This is a genomic window from Acidobacteriota bacterium (genome assembly GCA_040756905.1).
Lineage (GTDB): Bacteria > Acidobacteriota > Aminicenantia > JBFLYD01 > JBFLYD01 > JBFLYD01.
Genome location: JBFLYD010000029.1, coordinates 1 through 17,763, shown reverse-complemented (window position 1 = coordinate 17,763; position 17,763 = coordinate 1). Strand labels below are relative to the sequence as shown.

Below are 17,763 nucleotides of genomic sequence, written 5' to 3'. Positions count from 1 at the left end.
AGGAAAAGAAAGTCATCCTTGACTCAATCCAGCCACTCTGAGGTATAATGAAAATTCAGCGTCACTTCGCTCCGACAGGTGGCCGGTTTCAATCAGAATCAGTGGCCAGATTCATCGGAATATGCATAGGGTCGGTGGAACCTGAGATTTTTTCTTTTCTTGTCCCCACGATAAATTAGATATAACAATTAAACTAAAAATAATCATTAAGAAAACTTTAAAAACTTTTGGAAATCTCTCTTTCATTTTCATTTCCTTCTCCTCCATCTAAATAAAAAATAAATTTTACTCCTGAATGTACCTTTTTATCAATAAAGAGGTCTCTGAAAAAGTAATTATGTATCAACAAAATAACTTTCTAAAATTTGATACTTTATATTGTGGATATATAAGAGACCTCTTAAAAAGCTCCAAATGCAAGTGTCATGGCACTCAAAATTGTTTTTGTTATTTTATTGTGCCATGACCTTTCCCTATGGGAGAAAGATCTCCTTAGACGCTTCGCTGAGCAGCTCATAGGAGCCTTTCGGAGAACTGAAATATTAGGAGAATTAATCACTTCCCTTTTATCCGAAAGGCTCCTAGCACTGCCCTTAAGGGCAGTGTGTAAAAGGTTTTTATTTAAATTTAAATCATCTATTTCCATGCACCAGAATGGTGCATGTAGGAGGGTGCGGAATACATATTCCGACACCCTCCTATGTTCGGGGAAGTTCCTTCTCCATACCTCTTCAGTGTGCTTTAGGAGAAATTGTTTGTTTATGTAGATATCTATTGGACAGCACACTAAGCGCAGTGAAGCTTTGAGTGCAGGCGTACTTCCTGTACGTTGAAGCGATAAAGCTGAGACTGCAACGCAGCAGATGGACTTTTTCAGAGGTCTCATAAAAAATTAGTGACACTTACGAATTTTTTTAAATTTGAACAAAGGAAAAAGGAGACAGGCTACTTTTTTTGATCGATAACACAAGATTAAAATATATAAGTTGCTTTAAAAGCAGATTTGGTGAAAAAAGTAGCCTGTCTCCTTTTTCTTTCCCCTTTTTCTTTCAAGAATCACTTGTTTCTTAGGTATTTAGATGCTTGTCGATATATCGCTCAGAAGATGGATGACCCCTTCTGAAAAATTCATATGGCTCCCTAATTTGCAAAAATTGATATCCAAATAAATTCATTGTAAACTTAAAAGTGGAGGTTTCAATAATGAAAAAAATTGAAGAGCTTCCTGCTTCCAAATTAAGATGGAAATGTGAATTAGAATCTATTCCTGAAGAAATTCCAGAAGAAATAAGTGCTCTTGAAGGAATAATCGGACAGGATAGAGCCATTAATGCCATAAAATTGGGATTGGAGATTGAGAATCCTGGCTATAATATTTTTATAAATGGACCTGTGGGAACAGGCAGGACTACAACTATAAAAAAACTCCTTGAAAAATTAGGAAAAAAAGAAGAAAGGCCGAATGACCTTTGCTATTTAAACAATTTCAAAAACCCGGACATGCCAATCCTGATTTCTCTTCCTGCAGGGTACGGAAAAGAGCTCAAAAAGGATATGGAAAATCTGATTGATTCGCTCAGAACAAACATCCCTGCAATCTTTGAAAGTGAACTTTACCAATTGAAGAAAAAAGGTATTTTTGAAAGATTCGAAGAAAATCAACGAGAAATTCTTAGAAATTTTGAGAAAAAAGTAGTAGAAAAGGGATTCAAGTTAGTTCAGCTCAGATTGGGACCATTTCTGAAACCAGCCATACTTCCAGTGGTGGATGGAAATACTATCGAGTTTGAAGAACTTGAAAACCTTACTGAAACTGGAAAATTTCCAAAAGAAAAATTGGAGCAGATTAAAGAATCTCAGGGCGATTTGATTAATGAGATGGAAGATATATTGAAACAAAGCAAAGAATTAACAAAAGAATTGAGCAAAAAAATGGATGAGTTAAATGACCAGGCAATACTTCCCTATCTTGAATCTCTCCTGAATGAAATAAAAGATAAATACGAAAATCAAAAGCTAAATCAATACTTTAAAGATGTAAAAGAAAACATAATGAAAAACCTGGAACTCTTCCAGGAAAAAGAAGAGAGTTCAGAAGATTTAAAGAAAGTCTCAGCAGAGGACCAATTTCTTAAGTTTTCAGTTAATGTAGTAGTAGACAACTCGGAAACAAAAGGATCGCCAATCATAATAGAAACCTCTCCCTCGTACAAAAATTTATTTGGGACTATTGAAAGAGAAGTGGACAGGAAAGGTATACTTAAGGCAGATTTTACAAAGATTAAAGCTGGATCACTCTTAAGAGCAAATGGAGGGCATTTAGTCCTGAATGCAACAGACATGATTATGGAACCAGGAGTCTGGCCTACGTTGAAAAGAACTCTCCGAAATGGTGTCCTTGAAATTCAATCAGTAGACCCTTTTTATTTAATTTCAACAAGTGCTCTTAAACCAGAACCAATTGAAATAAAAGTAAAAGTAATTTTAATCGGAAATCCTTATCTCTATTACCTTCTGTATTATTACGATGAGGAATTCAGAAAAATATTTAAGATTAGAGCTGATTTCGATACAGTAATGAAAAATACACCGGAAAATATTACCCAGTATAATTCTTTTATAAATATGATTTGTAAAGAAGAAAATCTTCTTCCTTTTGAAAAAGAAGCTGTAGCTGCAGTTACTGAATTTGGAGTTAAACTGGCAGGAAGAAAAAATAAGCTCAGCACAAGGTTTAATGTGGTTGCAGATTTAATAAGAGAATCCAATTACTGGGCTAAAAAGGATGGAAAACAAAAGGTGGATGCCTTTTCTGTTGAAAAAGCAATTGAAGAATGGAGAAAAAGAGTTTCATTAACAGAAGAAAAAATTCAGGAAATGATCGAAGAAGGACTTATCATGATAGATACAGAAGGAAAAGTTGTGGGACAGGTAAATGGCCTTTCAATTTTCCATCTTGGAGAATATACATTCGGAAAACCAACAAGAATATCAGCGCGAACTTCCATTGGAAAAACAGGTGTTATTAATATTGAAAGAGAGGCTGAGTTAAGTGGAAAAGCCCATAATAAGGGTGTTTTAATCCTTGCTGGTTATATAAAGGGAAAATATGCCCAGGACAAACCTCTTGCTATGGATGCAACACTTTGCTTTGAACAATCCTACAGTGAAATCGATGGTGATTCTGCTTCTTCAACTGAAGTCTATGCAATTCTCTCATCCCTTTCAGGATTACCATTAAGACAGGACATTGCGGTTACAGGGTCTGTAAATCAAAAGGGAGAAATTCAACCCATTGGTGGTGTTAACGAAAAAATCGAGGGTTTTTATAAAGTCTGTAAAGCAAAGGGCCTTACAGGAACTCAGGGAGTCATTATTCCATACCAGAATGTGGAAGATTTGATGCTGAATAAAGAAGCAGTCGAAGCTGTGGAAAAACGAAAGTTTCATGTATACCCTATTAAGTCAATCGATGAAGGAATTGAAATTCTAACAGGAGTTGAAGCTGGCGAAAGAAAAGAAGATGGAAGTTTTCCGGAAGGAACCGTAAACTATATGGTTGATAAGAAGCTTCGGGAATTCGCAGAAAAAATAATTGAACTGGAAAAAGTAAGATTTTAATTCCTTGAGTAAACTATCTCTCCTCCTATTATTGTCATTATAACTTCTGTTTTTAAAATTTCTTCTGGAGGAATAAGCATGATGTCTTTTGAAAGAACAACCACATCAGCCAATTTTCCTTTTTCTAAAGAGCCTTTAATATCTTCTTCAAATGATGCATATGCGGCATCAATCGTAAAAGCTCTCAGAGCCTCTTCCCTTGTCATCTTCTCTTCAGGATGCCAACCTCCTCGAGGCCACTCATTATGGTCCTGCCTTGTGATCGCAGCATAAAATCCCCATAAAGGATTGGGGTCTTCAACAGGAAAATCAGAACCAGCAGCAATCCTTGCCCCGGTCCTTAAAAGGGAACGCCAGGCATAGGCGCCCTTTGCTCTCTTCTCTCCCAATCTTTTCTCCGCCCAGTACATATCTGAAGTAGCATGAGTTGGCTGCATCGATGGTATAACCTTTAATATTGAAAATCTGGGTATATCAGATAGAAGTAAAACCTGGGCATGTTCAATTCTTAATCTACAATCTTTTCCATTGATTTCTTTCAATACCTTTTCATAAACATTCAGGGTAATATGGTTTCCTTTATCTCCAATAGCGTGAACGCAAACCTGGAATCCGTTTTCAACTGCCTTTTTGGTTATTTCAAAAAGCTTTTCTTCGCTTGTCATCAACAGCCCATAATTTCCAGGGTCATCGTTGTAAGGTTCAAAAAGAGCTGCTCCTTTTGAACCGAGTGCTCCATCGATGAATAATTTAACACTTCTAATGGATAATTTATTGTTATAAAGTGCTATTTCTGGGCCTGTTTTTAAATATTTTTCAAGAACTTTTTCACCGCCGAGCATTGCATAAATTCTTATTTTAAGCAAATTTTCATCAGCCAGCTCTTTATAAATCTTTATTGTCTCCTCTGAAACACCAGCATCATGAACTCCAGTTAAACCAAGCTCAAGACATTTCTGCTGGGCGACTTTGGCGCTCTCTTTTCTCCACTCAAAACTCCTTTCTGGAATATGCCTTGTGATTAAATCCTGTGCTTCATCAATAAATACTCCTGTTGGGTTTCCATATGAATCTCTTATTATTTTTCCTCCGGCCGGGTCTTTTATTTCCCTTGTAATCTTTGCAATCTCCATAGCTCTCTTATTAGCCCACCCAGCATGCCCGTCAACCCTTGTCAAATAAACTGGATTATCAGGTGCCACTTCACTGATCTCTCCATGGGTTGGGAATTCTTTTTTCTCCCAGTCTTCATGATCCCATCCTCCTCCAAGAATCCACTCTCCGGGCTTATATTTATTTAAATTCTTCTTAATAATTTCAACAATCTCATCAATGCTTTTTGTACCCACAAAATTAAGACTTCTCAATCTTTCTCCGAGGCCTATGAAATGGACATGGCTATCAATTAAACCAGGAATTATAGTTTTTCCTTCCAAATCTATAATCTTCGTTTGCTTTCCAATATAGGCTCTTATATCAAAATTACTTCCTACAAAAAGAATCCTTTCTCCTTTAATCGCTATTGCCTGAGCAAGAGGGATTTTACAATCCATCGTTATCACATTTCCATTCGTAAGGGCTAAGTCTGCAACCATTCTTTCCTCCTGAGAACTGATTTTAAGATTCATAGTTAAAAAAACTATAATAAATATTGCAAAAATGAAATAAAAGTTAATTTTTCCCATTCGTCCTCCCTTTAGTTATTTTTGTAAGCACTTAAAGTCTTTTGGTAAAAAATTAATACAAACGCACAAAATATTTTTACATGTAGGGCAAGGCTTTAGCCTTGCATCAAGCAACCCCCGAATCAAGTTCGGGGCAGGCTCTAAAGGGTTGCCCTACAAATTATATATTGCATTTGTATTAATTTAACTTTGCTGTCCAAATTATCACCACCATAAAACTTTAAGTGCTTCCTTATTTTTTATATCTTTTCTGATTAAAGGATTCAAGAAAAATATTTGAATGCCATCTTTGATAAGAATCCCAAAAGTGTAGCAACTGCAGTGCTAATTAAAGCAGAAATTAAAGCGATTCTCTTTCCAAGCTCCTTCCACATAACTACAAAAGTGGAAAGACATGGAATATAAAATGTTACAAAAATGGTAAAAGTAAAGAGCTGAGAACTATTTAATACATCTGATATATTATTGAACGAGATACCGAGCGCTTGTAATAACATTATCAATGTAAGTTCTTTTCTAAAAAAGCCGAATATTATTGTAGTTCCAACTGCGGAAGGAAGCCCCAGAACACCTGAGGTAAGGGGCGTGAATATAGAATTAATTAAACTATCTGCATTAATCCATTGAAATACACTCAGCACAATACTTCCGATTATTAATATAGGAAGCGCATGATTAATAAAAAATTTAATCTGCAGAAATGCCTTCTGGAAAGTGATTTTTGGCGAAGGTAATTTGTAGGTGGGAATCTCCAGAGTCAGTCCAGGAGTGGATGAAGGAAATAGAGTCATTAAAATCTTTCCTATAATTCCGATCAAAAATATTGAAAAAATATATAATCCCAGAGCATAGAATGGACCTAAATAAAAAGCTACAATAGCGGATATTATTGTAATCCTTGCAGAACACGGGATAAAAGGAATTAACAGCGAAGTAACAATTCTATCCCTTTCTGATTCAAGTATTCTTGTGGACATAACAGCAGGAACATTACAGCCATATCCTAAGATAAACGGAGGGATTGACTTTCCATGAAGTCCAATTTTATGCATAAAAGTATCCATTAAAAATGCAGCTCTTGAAAGATATCCAGAATCTTCAAGCAGAGACATCAAAAATGTTAATGGCAGTAAATAGGGTATTACTATAGCAATTCCTCCTCCAAGCCCTTGAAATGCTCCATCCAGTACATACCTTAAAATAGAAATATTGATACTCTCCTGAATAACTGCTCTAACGGCATCAAAGGGAATTATTAATAATTCTTCAAGAAAAGATCCAATTTTTACTACAAAAAAGAAAAACCCAATAAAAATAAATAAAAGAAATACATAGCCGAAAACAGGATGCATCAAAAACTTATCGATATAATCATCAATTGTTATTTTTCTTCCATGTTTAATTGAAGTTGAACTTTCAGCTATTTTCATTGAGATGTTATGCCTCTGGGAAGATATTATTTCTAAGAATGTATCACCCTCCTTCGAAAGGATTTCTTCTCTTATTGAAACGATTGAGTCTTCTAATTCTTTACATTGACTTAAAATTTCTTTCTCTATTACTTCATTTCCCTCAAGCAATTCTATTAAGAAAAATCTTTTAGGATATCTTAATCTTTGGGTTAAATTAGGAAAATTTAGCTGCTTCTTGACTTTATCAAGCATTTCATTTATATGAGTAGTAAAAAAAAGAAAATCTTTTTTTTCAGGAAATAAATAGGTCTCAAAAACTTTTTGGAGTAATTCTCTTACACCTTTCCCATACAACGCAATAGTGGGAACTACAGGAGCTCCTATTTTTTCTTCAAGTTTTTTATAATCTATCAGAATGCCCTTTCTTTCAGCATCATCAATCAAATTAAGGGCAATCACAAAAGGAACTTTTAATTCCTTTAATTCAAGGGTTAAATCGAGACTTCTTGAAAGAACAGAAGCATCGATTACATCAACAATAAGGTCAATATCATTGTAAAGAAGGTATTTAATTACTTCTTCTTCTGCTCTATCTGATGGATGCAAAGAATATGTTCCTGGAAGATCTACTATTTCAAACAATCTTCCTTTGATGTTTACTACGCTATAAGTAAATTTAACAGTAGTTCCAGGAAAATTTGAAACTTTTGATTTAAAGCCTGCGATTGAATTAAATAGGGTGCTTTTTCCGCTATTGGGCTGGCCTATCAGGACAATTTTAGGTATTTTTTCTTTGTTCATCAGATATTTCTACAATTATCTTGGAGGCAATTCCTCTTCCAATCGCTACTTTTATGTTACTGGTAATATTTCTTAAAAGCACCGGTCCTCCAAATATTCCAGATTGATCTTTTTTAATCAAATCACCCTCATGAATGCCCAAGGAGAAAAGTCTTCTTAAAAGACCCTTCCCTCCTCTAATTTCTTTAACTTTAAGCAATTTAAAATCAGGTGCTTCAAGTAGAGTAAGATGTTTCATGCTAATTTAAAATTAGATTCATTCTCATTTTTAACTTTAATCTAATTCCCTCTTCCTGTCAAACAAATATCTTTTTGGAAATTGATTAAAGTTACGTATGACAAGAAATTATCTTAATATTTTCCTTGGCAGCAAGGGTGGCGGAGAAAACCGTCACGAATGCGTAGCGGGCATGGTTTCCTCCCCAATTAATAATTGGGGAGGAAGAGCGAAGTATGAGTGCCGAGCTGTTATTTTCCTCGCTGGGGAAAATACAGCGTGTTTTCGAAGTCACCCTTGCTGCCCAAATTATTAAACCACCGATAAAGCTTAACTTGTTGCAACATTTCTGGTTCTTGCATTCTTTATAGGGATAGTTTATATATTTTGAGAAAAATATGAGAAAGACTGATAGAATTGCTTTAATCCTAATCGTTATATTTACCTGCCTGAAACTTATCAACCTCGATTCCGATCCCCCTCCTTTCATGTCTGTTGCAGAATATGGAGACCCAGCCCAATACGCCTATAATGCAAGGAACAAGGTTATCTTTGGAACATGGGAAATAGACGAAAAATGGAACCTCATGTGGCTTACCATAGTTCCCCATTATGTTACATATCTCACATTTCTAATATTTGGAGTAAGCATTAAGAGCATGAATCTTGTTCCTCTCTTCTTCAGCGCCATGATCCTTCTCATTTTTTACCTTATCTTAAAGGATTCCTTTTCAGAAAAAATAGCCTTGGTAGGCGTAATTATCCTTGGGACCAATTTTCTTTTTTTTACATACAGTAGAATTGCAGATAGAATACCGGAGATGCTTTTCTTTGCTCTCCTTTCAATATTTCTATGGCAGAAGGGCATAAAGGGATTCCCAATCCTTCTCTTTTTTTCAGGGATTTGCCTCTGGCTCGCCTACAACTCCAAACCAAAGATACTTTATTTTATTGCCATCTTTTTCATTGCCCATGTATTGGAGATAATAGGGAAAAGGGAGAGAATAAAAAAGGCAATGGTGGACACCACATACCTTTTAACTGGATTAATTCTTTCAATCTTTGTTTGGCTTTTCCTCACCTATATTCCCCACAGAGAAATATATGAAAGATTTGGTTCTTATAATATAAGAATCATGTTTGCTAACATCAAAAAGGATATCCTTTTCCACTGGTTTTCAAGGGCTCCTTTCTCAATCCATGAAACCTTTGTTCCTATTGGTATCTTTGTAAGCATCCTGATGTTCTTTTTGATTAGAGCCTATTTCCATAAAAAGGAGAAGCTCACTCCTCTGGAGGTTATGGGATTTTGCTGGGCAGGATTTGGCTACTCCCTCCATTCAATTCTCTTCTGGAGACCATTGAGATACTATTTTGACTTTTTATTTCCAATGCTATTTATTTTTTTTGGTTTCGCTCATAGAGTTTTTGGAAATAGAGATGCTTATTCCAAGAAAAAGGTTAACATAATTGAGCTTTTTCTCTATTTCATCCTCTCCCTTTTTATCTTCAGCCATATTTTAAGAAGGCTTTATACTCCTTATATATACCAAAAGCTTTCAAAATTCTTTCTCATAGACATCTTTTTATCTATTGTCTCTGTATCAATTATTATTCTCTTCATAAGATATTCTAATTTATTCAAAAAATTTCCAAGGATTATTCCAAAGATTCTTATATCGATTGTCATAATGTATACAATTTTTATAAATTCCAAGGAAATAATCCACTACCTTTCTAATTCAAAATATCAGATGAAGGAAATCTCAGAAGACTTTGCCAGGGCATTTCCAGGAGCTATTATGGCTGGAGTTTGGGCTATTCCTCTTTCGATGAACAATGACATAAAAGCTTATCATTGCTGGCCAAGGATGACCAACACAGACCCTGACTTTTTAAGGATAAAAAAAGTTCAGTATGCATTCTTATGGGATGATATAGAGACTCCTTTTTACATGAATAATTTTCCCGAAATGAAAGACGCTAACCTTCTGGCACGATATCATATACTCCATTCGACTGTAGAGGAACCTTACTATCATAGAAGAAAATTCTGGAATCTCTTTGATTTAAGGGGAAAGAGGAAAGAAAGGGAGCAAATTCTTGAAGCAGAAACTCTAACAGGACCATTTGGGATGCCAAGGTTTGAAGAGAAAGCCTCCAGGGGATTTGTTTTGTCTACGCAAAAGAAATTCTCTTCATACCCAATCCTGGATTCGCCTCCTGTTGAACTCAAGGAAGGAACCACTGAGATAACATTTTTTATGAAAACCCCATCCCATATCCTTAAAGATACTCCAGTATGTCAACTAATTCTTCTAAGAGAGGACGGAAAGCTCAGGAAAAGAAAGATAGTATACTCCCATGAATTTAAGATGCCTTCTCTTTTTATCCCTATAAAATGGAGGATTCAGCTTTCGAAAACATCCAAATGGAAGATACAGGTTCTAAATTATGCCCATACAGATTTTTATATTGATTATCTGGAAATAAAGTCGATAAAATAAAATGCTCAGGCTAAGCCTTTTTCATTTGCCGGATCTTAATTTATACATCCCTAGTGCCTTTCTTGCTATGACAAAGAATATTCTAAGAGTATCAAAGATAACACTATAATTGGATTTCTCCCCCCTGTAGATCGCCTTTATGGGAATCTCATGGATCTTGAATCCCCTTTTATGAGCCTCCATCACAATCTCTGAAGCTATCTCCATCCTTTTGCTTTTAAGTCTTATCTTTTCAAGCACATTCCTCTCAATCACTCTTAGCCCGCTCTGAGAATCAGTGGTAATTTTTCTCTGACACGCTAAATTTGTGAGGAATGTCATTAAAAGATTCCCGATAAGCCTTGCTCTGGGGAAATTTTTCCATTCAGCTTTATTTTTAAGCCTGGAACCTAAAATAACAGAATTTCTTTCTTTCTTATAAACTTCAATAATTTCCTTTATATCTTCTATCGTATGCTGACCATCTCCATCGATTGTTATGACAGCATCAAAATCTTTTTTCATTGCCTCCTCAAATCCCATTCTCAGGGCATAGCCAAGTCCCATATTTTTTAAATGATCAACAATATCCACATCATATCCTTCTGCTATCTTCCTTGTCCTATCAACGCTTCCATCATTCACCACAATTATCTCATCTACTAATTTCTTAACATTTTCCACTACACTTCCTAAAGTGGATTCCACATTAAAGGAAGGGATTATAGCTATTATTCGTGGTTCTTTTTTCACTAAGCTGAATTATAAATTTTTTTAGAAACTCTGTCAATTTCACTACTTTTCTTTATTCCATGAGATTCAGAGAACTATTTTGAACTGTGATATAATTCCTTAATGAATTTTAAGTTAATCTTAGAAATTAAACATCCTGCCCTATTGAGAGCTCTGTTTACCTGGTTGTTATTCTCATTGGCATTCAGCTATTTTTTTGTGAATCAAATTAACCCAGATTTTAATCTCGTATTTAGAAGAATTGAATTATCTGAAGAGAGATTTAAAGAGATTTTCTCTGAAGGCTTCCTATTTTCCTATGATGAATATGAAGAACCAATTGTTATTTTTAACAATAGATTGGGTATTATTAAATTAAATAATATACCTGAAGAAGGGGCTAAATTGCTTATTAAAATATCTCCGAAAATTTTATGCTCCAACCCGTTTAAATTAAAAATCTTAGCAAATGGAAAAGACTTAAATACCCTCGAAATAAAGGAAGAAAGAGAATATTTTATTAATATTCCTCATGAAGTAATACAAAAGGGAGAAAATTCAATAACATTTGTAAATACCTCTGAGCCATTAGTTCCTTTAAATATTCAATATCTTAAATTATCAAATGTAAAAGGATTTAGCACTGGAGTCCTTCCAGGATATATGGTGGATGATTTTATTCAAATTAAGCCACAGAAATTTTCACCATTAATTTTTTTAATAATTTTATTTTATACAATTATTTTAGGAATATCTTATTCGTCTGTTCTCTGTTTCTTATTCAATACGCCAATCACCAAAGCTATCAGTTTATCAAAATACATATATTTATTAAATTTTTTTATTTTATCTTCATTTTCTTTTTTTAACCATTTTTCCGATTATAAAATCGTTTATCCTTCAAGAAGTTTTTTTGTTATGTCTTTTTTCTTAATATTTATAAATTCTATAATTCTGCATTTAATATTGAACATCCCTGATGTTTACTTAAAATTAAAGAATACTGTATTAAAAATAATCAATTTATTAGCTTATTTTTTTTCCTTTATCACATTAAAAACCATCAGGTTATTAGCCCATCTCTTTTCATTCGTTAGGAAAAAACTCATTCCATTCATTATTAAAAAGATAACCTTGTTTGGTAAATTAGCTCTTAATTCTAAGCTAACCCCTTATATTTTTGCTTTACTTATTTGTATTTCATTAATCTTCCTTCATTTACCAAAATTTAATTGGGATATTACTGGCTTCCTTTATATTGGAGACCAATTCATAAAGGATTTTTCAAGAATAAATGAAGATATTTACATTCATAAGAATAGCCCAGGATACGATGGGCAATTTTTTTACTATATTTCTCTTGATCCTTTCTTAATAAGTAAGGATTACATTGAAAACATTGACAATCCTCCATATCGATATGGGCGGATTGGCTATCCCTTATTGGCATATTTTTTTTCTTTTGGTCAGAAAAAAATCGTTCCATACTTATTATTTTTTATTAATATTTTTGCTCTTCTCGGGTGCATTTATTTTTTATTGAAATTTCTAAAATTTTTTAATATTCCTAATTCAATTGCGATTATTTTTACTCTTTTCCCGGGTTTCTTTGCTCCAATTACAAGATGTCTTGCAGAACCATTGAATATATTTTTCTTAATGGTTGCTTTATTTTTTTATTTAAGTAATAAATATGTTCTATCTGTTATTCTGGCAACATTTGCTGTTTTAACAAGAGAAACATCAATTACAGTTGTTTTCTCAATAATACTCTATTTTGTTTTAAAAAAGCATTTTAAAAAAGCAATGATGTTTTTTATTCCAATAATTTCTTACTTTTTATGGCAAATTTATTTATTTTTAAATTTTAAAAATTTTTCTTTTCTTTCTGGCAATAAATTGATCGATTCTCCTTTTGCTGGAATAATCAAAACATCAAAAATGCTCAAAAATTTTTCATTTCCTTTCAACACCTTAGAATATAAATTTATTTATTCCTTCTACCTTCTCTTATTAATGATAGCCTTTATTTTATCTATTAAATATTTAATACAGGATAAAAACCCCTTTTCTTTTTCATTTTTTTTCTACATTACTTCTTACTTCTTTTTAAGTGAAAATATATGGGCTCAATTTTCATACATGAGGGTAACTTCAGAAGGAATTATATTTTTCTTAATTAATTCAATAATAAACAGGGACAGAAATTATTTAATGCTATTAATAATTTTTTTATTTTTGTTATTTTTACAATTAAAAATGAATGCTTTAGTAATTTAAAATTATAAGAAAAATAAAATTTTCAATATTGATTACCTTTAATATAGAAATATAACTGTTGATTTCATATAATTTATCTTATATTCTTAAAATCGTTGAAAAAAAAGGGAGAAATAATTGATGAAAAATTTAAATTATGTTGAAAAGAAAAATATAATTCTCCCGGAAGGAGGGCACATTTCTTTTGGAAAGGGATGGTATGAATGGGAATATGAGGATATTTTTCCTTTTCGTTGGATGTCAAAAGAAGCAAATCTTTTCATTTCAATAGAAAACTTAGTTAAATATAAATGCCTTTCATTTTTCCTTTATTCAGAATTCAGCGATTGCAGCCAACATCTTTCTATTAATTTAATGAACAAAACGATTGCTTCTTTTGCACTTTTACATCAATGGAATTATTATAGTTTATCTTTGCCGGATGATTTAAAGGCTTTTGAAAATCAAGAAAAAATAGAATTCGCTCTTTCTTTAAATAAAATATTTCCTCGTCAGTATTATCCAACCGATAAAAGAGAACTGGGGATAAGGGTTGCACGTTTAGAACTTCATAATAGTGAAGAAAAACATGCTCATTTCCTTTTTTTCCATAAAAATGCATTATTAAATATTCAAGAGACTATCGAAGGAAAAACAGAAATGTCTTCTTACCCTCTTTCTTTAGGAATAGATCTTTATGGAAAATGTAATATAAAACCACCCTGTGTTTACTGCCTCTGGGATGATATGAAGAAATTAGAAGGCAAATTTTCTGAAATTGTTATAGATTTACAAACATTAAAAGATTATGGTAATTTTTTTAACTGCGCAAGAAATATAGTAAACTGTTCAATTGGTGAGCCTTTCCTTCATCCCAAATTTGAAGAAATTCTTAACCACATAGATAATCAAAAAAAATTTCTTGAAATTTCAACAAATGGCCTTGTCTTTACCAATAGAACAATCGAGGCCCTATTAGGAAAGTTGATTTTTCTTTATGTATCTCTTGATGCTGCGAGTAAAGAAACTTACGCTAAAATTAGAAATGACCGCTTTAATTCTATAATTCCACAGCTTTATTTCTTAAATCAAAAAAGAAAGAAAAAAGAGAATTTACCAAAAATCTATATGATTTTTATGCCTATGAAAGTTAATAAAGATGACCTGGAAGATTTCTTTAAGTTATGCAGGGATATAGAAGCTGATTTTTTAGTTCTTAGGCCACTCAACTATTTAGAAAATCCTGAAATAGAAAGGGATAGAGGAGGATATCATTTTAACTATGAAGATGAACTCCTCAGTTGGGAAGAACTAAAAGAAATATTCAATAAATGCAGTGAATTATCTACAAAATATGGTGTTAAAGTGCTTAATCAATTCTACTTTGGAAGTATTCTTGAACCTGCCCAACAAAATAAACAAAATTCTAATTCAAGCTTTAAATCTGACTCAATTGTAAACATTGAAGAGGAAAAAAATCTAAAAGAAAATGAAAATGAAATAGAAAATGATTTAGGTCATTCAAAATTTCCTCTTTGTCGAGAACCTTGGCAAAGTTATTATATTCTTCGTCGAAGTATCCTTCCCTGCTGTCATGGCTCTAAACCCATAGCTCCAATGAATAGTTGGGCTAAAGCCTGGAATTCTCCTGTATTACAAGAAATGAGGAAATACCTGAGAGAAGGTCGTTTCAGTCCTTATTGTCGTGAAAGCCTTGCCTGTCCAATAGTCCAAAGATACTGCCCACCAAAAATAATATCTACTAATTTACTAACAATAAAAAGATACGCTTCCTTGCGATTTATAAACAGGTTATTCTTTCGAATTCCTATTAAATTATATCGTTTTTTAAGGACAAAGTTTTAACAAAAAGTGAATACAATTTGACATTTAAAAATTCCTTTTTTAAAATGTTTCATGTTTTTAGGAAGGAGGATATGTATGAAAAGATTCCTAATTTTTCTTATCCCAGCGATGATTCTTATATCTATTCAATCCTGTAAAAGGAAGATAGCTGAGATAGGAGTTACGCCAGATGTGAAGTTTTCAGACTCTCCATTAACGGATTTTTTATTTACTGAAATTGAATATAGTTGGAAACTCAAAGAGAATTTTAAAGGATTAAAAAGAAATTATTGGGTTTTCACCCATTTTTCAGATAGACATAAAAATATGATACTTCAGGATGACCATTTACCTCCAGTTAAAACAACTAAATGGAAAAAAGAAATGGGAGAAATCAAATATAAAAGGGAAATTTTTATCCCAAGATTCATAGATGAATTTGACCCATCATTTAAAGGCGAAGAAATTGTGAAATTGACGATTGGCCTTCATAATCCCATGAATAAACATGGAAAAGATAAATACACGCTTTTAATTAAAAAAATTAAAATTCTTCCTCCTCCATACGATACTCCTGAAGTAATATATGAATCTGGATGGCATAATGAAGAAAGAGATGTAAGACTGAATAAAGTCTGGAGATGGACAGAAAAAGAAGCTGTATGCAGCATAGATAACCCCCACAGACCAGCAAAATTAATAATAAAAGGGGGAGTCAATAAATCAGTCTTTAAAGACCAGAAGGTTCAGATTAATTTTAATGGAAAAGTTTTAGAAGAATTTATACCTGAAACAGGAGATTTTGAGAAAAGATTTGAATTAACAACAGAAGACATGGGATCTGCTGATGAATTAAAACTTGTAATTTCAACCGATAAAACTTTTACTCCTGCAAACCTGGATCCAAAATCAACGGATACAAGAGAATTAGGTGTTATGATTTTTCTAATTTACTTCAGATAAATTTCGTTTCTTATTAATTCAAATCAATAGGTCAACCATCTTCTTGAGCGATATATCTCCAAACATATTACAGTGAACGGCATAAATAAGTTGACATTTTCTTTGTAGGGCAACCCTTGAGGGTTGCTTTTTGCAAGGCTAAAGCTTTGCCCTACGTCTATTTATTTTTAGCTTTCACTATAATAATCAATTAACAGTAAATTTCTAACACTGAACATGCAAGAGTGAGCAGGAAGGATGGAGGAGAAACCGAAGGTTCCTGAAAACCGTCACGAATGCGTAGCGGGCATGGTTGACCTGTTTTTGTAAATTTGACTGATATTTCTATATCTGTTATAAGTTTGCATACCATGAAATATATGACAAAATTCCAGTCAGAACTGACCGATGAGAAAAAGTCGCCTTTTAAAAAATATAGAGAAATATTCGTTGGAAAAAAAGGATTCTGGGATCTTTTAAAATTCGAAATAATTACAACTTTCATCTCGTCTCTTCCAGGAGGGATTGGATTTTTTTTAAGAAAAATATCATATCCTTTTATTTTTGGAAAAATTGGTAAAAATGTAGTTTTCGGCAGAAGCATTACATTCAGGCATCCCCATAAAATAATAATCGGAGACAATGTAATAATCGATGATAACTGTGTCCTTGATGGAAAGAGCACTGAAAACCCAGGAATAGTAATCAGTAATAACGTTTTTATTAACAGAAACACAATTCTATCCTGCCATTTTGGAACTATCGAAATAGGCGACAACACAAACATAGGAAACAACAGCATAATCCATTCAGCAAGCAAGGTTAAAATAGGAAAAAATGTCATCATGGCAGCATCGTGCCATATCATAGGTTCAAAACGGGAGATGGATAGGCTCGATGTACCTGTAATTGCCCAACAAACTTCCTCAAAGGGGATTTATATTGAAGATAATGTATGGCTCGGAGCCCTTGTCTTTGTAAATGATGGGGTTACAATCGGAAGAGACAGCGTAATTGGAGCAGGTTCTATAGTTCTCAATGATATCCCAGAATACCATGTGGCATTTGGAAGTCCTGCAAAACCAGTAAGAACACGAAAGGAAAAGGGAAATTAAAAGAGATAAAAAAAGAAATTTATTCATTTTTTTAAGGATTCTCATAAGTCTTTCATTAATAATTTTTATAATTCTAAAATTGGATTTGAAAAAATTATCCACATATCTGGTCAATTCTAATAAACTCTACATCATTTTCGCCTTCCTGCTCCATTTTGTGGGAATATCATTCAGCAGTAACAGATGGCAGATTCTTCTCCGAGCCCATAACATAAATGTTAACCTTGTGAAATTATTAAAATTTTATTTCATCGGAAATTTTTTCAACACATTTCTTCCAACAGGGGTAGGGGGAGATATTATGCGAATGTATTACATTTCAAAACAAACAGAAAAAAGTATCCCCTCAATGAGCACGGTCCTGATTGAAAGATTTACTGGAATATTTATTTTAATCTTTATCTCTTTTTTTTCTTACATGATTGGATTTGGAATTGAAAAGGAAAAATCAATCGGGATTACAATTTCTTCCCTTCTGGCTCTATCAGTTATCGGGCTGATAATATTTTTTAATCAAAAAATTATGAAAAAAATTTCCTTTCTTTTTAATTTTTCTTTCTTTGATAAATTTAGAAATAAATTACAGGAATTTTATTCTTCCATTCTCTCTTATAAATTTAAAACAACACAGATTATCTATGTTATAAT

At 33.0% G+C, this 17,763-nt stretch carries 13 protein-coding genes; 8 read left to right on the top strand and 5 right to left on the bottom strand.

What is annotated here, in order from left to right; genetic code table 11:
- Positions 1-47 precede the first annotated feature (47 nt).
- Positions 48-179 (top strand): hypothetical protein, encoded by a 132-nt coding sequence (locus tag AB1410_04290; GenBank protein ID MEW6455918.1) that lies wholly within the window; start codon positions 48-50, stop codon positions 177-179.
- Between the two features lie 221 nt (positions 180-400).
- On the opposite strand, the gene AB1410_04285 is transcribed toward AB1410_04290, so the two are convergent.
- Complete coding sequence (locus tag AB1410_04285; protein ID MEW6455917.1) at positions 401-694, bottom strand: hypothetical protein; 294 nt, start codon at positions 692-694, stop codon at positions 401-403.
- Positions 695-1,203: 509 nt separating this feature from the next.
- Between AB1410_04285 and AB1410_04280 the strand changes: the two genes are divergently transcribed.
- On the top strand, positions 1,204-3,621 hold the full coding sequence (locus tag AB1410_04280; GenBank protein MEW6455916.1) for an ATP-binding protein: 2,418 nt from the start codon (positions 1,204-1,206) through the stop codon (positions 3,619-3,621).
- On the opposite strand, the gene AB1410_04275 is transcribed toward AB1410_04280, so the two are convergent.
- From AB1410_04275 to AB1410_04265, 3 genes are all read right to left on the bottom strand, one after another.
- The gene (locus tag AB1410_04275; GenBank protein ID MEW6455915.1) at positions 3,618-5,306 is read right to left on the bottom strand and encodes an amidohydrolase; all 1,689 of its coding nucleotides are present in this window, start codon (positions 5,304-5,306) and stop codon (positions 3,618-3,620) included. The genes AB1410_04280 and AB1410_04275 overlap by 4 nt on opposite strands.
- A 263-nt stretch (positions 5,307-5,569) precedes the next feature.
- Positions 5,570-7,519, bottom strand: coding sequence for a ferrous iron transport protein B (gene feoB, locus AB1410_04270; GenBank protein ID MEW6455914.1), 1,950 nt, complete (start codon positions 7,517-7,519; stop codon positions 5,570-5,572).
- On the bottom strand, positions 7,497-7,757 hold the full coding sequence (locus AB1410_04265) for a FeoA domain-containing protein (protein MEW6455913.1): 261 nt from the start codon (positions 7,755-7,757) through the stop codon (positions 7,497-7,499). The genes feoB and AB1410_04265 overlap by 23 nt, the downstream gene beginning before the upstream one ends.
- A gap of 377 nt (positions 7,758-8,134) precedes the next feature.
- Here AB1410_04265 and AB1410_04260 point away from each other — a divergent pair, with 377 nt between their 5' ends.
- Complete coding sequence (locus AB1410_04260; GenBank protein MEW6455912.1) at positions 8,135-10,243, top strand: glycosyltransferase family 39 protein; 2,109 nt, start codon at positions 8,135-8,137, stop codon at positions 10,241-10,243.
- A 21-nt stretch (positions 10,244-10,264) separates the two neighbouring features.
- Here the strand turns inward: AB1410_04260 and AB1410_04255 are convergent, their stop codons facing one another.
- On the bottom strand, positions 10,265-10,975 hold the full coding sequence (locus AB1410_04255; protein MEW6455911.1) for a glycosyltransferase family 2 protein: 711 nt from the start codon (positions 10,973-10,975) through the stop codon (positions 10,265-10,267).
- Positions 10,976-11,077: 102 nt separating this feature from the next.
- Here AB1410_04255 and AB1410_04250 point away from each other — a divergent pair, with 102 nt between their 5' ends.
- From AB1410_04250 to AB1410_04230, 5 genes are all read left to right on the top strand, one after another.
- The gene (locus AB1410_04250) at positions 11,078-13,234 is read left to right on the top strand and encodes an AZOBR_p60025 family cell surface glycopolymer formation protein (protein ID MEW6455910.1); all 2,157 of its coding nucleotides are present in this window, start codon (positions 11,078-11,080) and stop codon (positions 13,232-13,234) included.
- Positions 13,235-13,354: 120 nt separating this feature from the next.
- A complete protein-coding gene (locus AB1410_04245; GenBank protein MEW6455909.1) occupies positions 13,355-15,079 on the top strand; it encodes a radical SAM/SPASM domain-containing protein in 1,725 nt (574 codons plus the stop codon).
- Positions 15,080-15,154: 75 nt separating this feature from the next.
- Positions 15,155-16,021, top strand: coding sequence for a hypothetical protein (locus tag AB1410_04240; GenBank protein ID MEW6455908.1), 867 nt, complete (start codon positions 15,155-15,157; stop codon positions 16,019-16,021).
- Positions 16,022-16,380: 359 nt separating this feature from the next.
- Positions 16,381-17,115, top strand: a complete 735-nt coding sequence (locus AB1410_04235; protein MEW6455907.1) for an acyltransferase — start codon at positions 16,381-16,383, stop codon at positions 17,113-17,115.
- A 79-nt stretch (positions 17,116-17,194) separates the two neighbouring features.
- Positions 17,195-17,763, top strand: a 569-nt coding sequence (locus tag AB1410_04230; GenBank protein MEW6455906.1) for a lysylphosphatidylglycerol synthase transmembrane domain-containing protein, incomplete at its 3' end; no start/stop codon positions are given.

Bases quoted from the DNA above. Each gene is read 5' to 3' on its own strand.
- AB1410_04235 (MEW6455907.1), top strand. From the start codon at position 16,381: ATGACAAAATTCCAGTCAGAACTGACCGATGAGAAAAAGTCGCCTTTT.
- AB1410_04245 (MEW6455909.1), top strand. From the start codon at position 13,355: ATGAAAAATTTAAATTATGTTGAAAAGAAAAATATAATTCTCCCGGAA.
- AB1410_04260 (MEW6455912.1), top strand. From the start codon at position 8,135: ATGAGAAAGACTGATAGAATTGCTTTAATCCTAATCGTTATATTTACC.
- AB1410_04250 (MEW6455910.1), top strand. From the start codon at position 11,078: ATGAATTTTAAGTTAATCTTAGAAATTAAACATCCTGCCCTATTGAGA.
- AB1410_04275 (MEW6455915.1), bottom strand. From the start codon at position 5,306: ATGGGAAAAATTAACTTTTATTTCATTTTTGCAATATTTATTATAGTT.
- AB1410_04265 (MEW6455913.1), bottom strand. From the start codon at position 7,757: ATGAAACATCTTACTCTACTTGAAGCACCTGATTTTAAATTGCTTAAA.
- AB1410_04290 (MEW6455918.1), top strand. From the start codon at position 48: ATGAAAATTCAGCGTCACTTCGCTCCGACAGGTGGCCGGTTTCAATCA.
- AB1410_04280 (MEW6455916.1), top strand. From the start codon at position 1,204: ATGAAAAAAATTGAAGAGCTTCCTGCTTCCAAATTAAGATGGAAATGT.
- AB1410_04240 (MEW6455908.1), top strand. From the start codon at position 15,155: ATGAAAAGATTCCTAATTTTTCTTATCCCAGCGATGATTCTTATATCT.
- feoB (MEW6455914.1), bottom strand. From the start codon at position 7,519: ATGAACAAAGAAAAAATACCTAAAATTGTCCTGATAGGCCAGCCCAAT.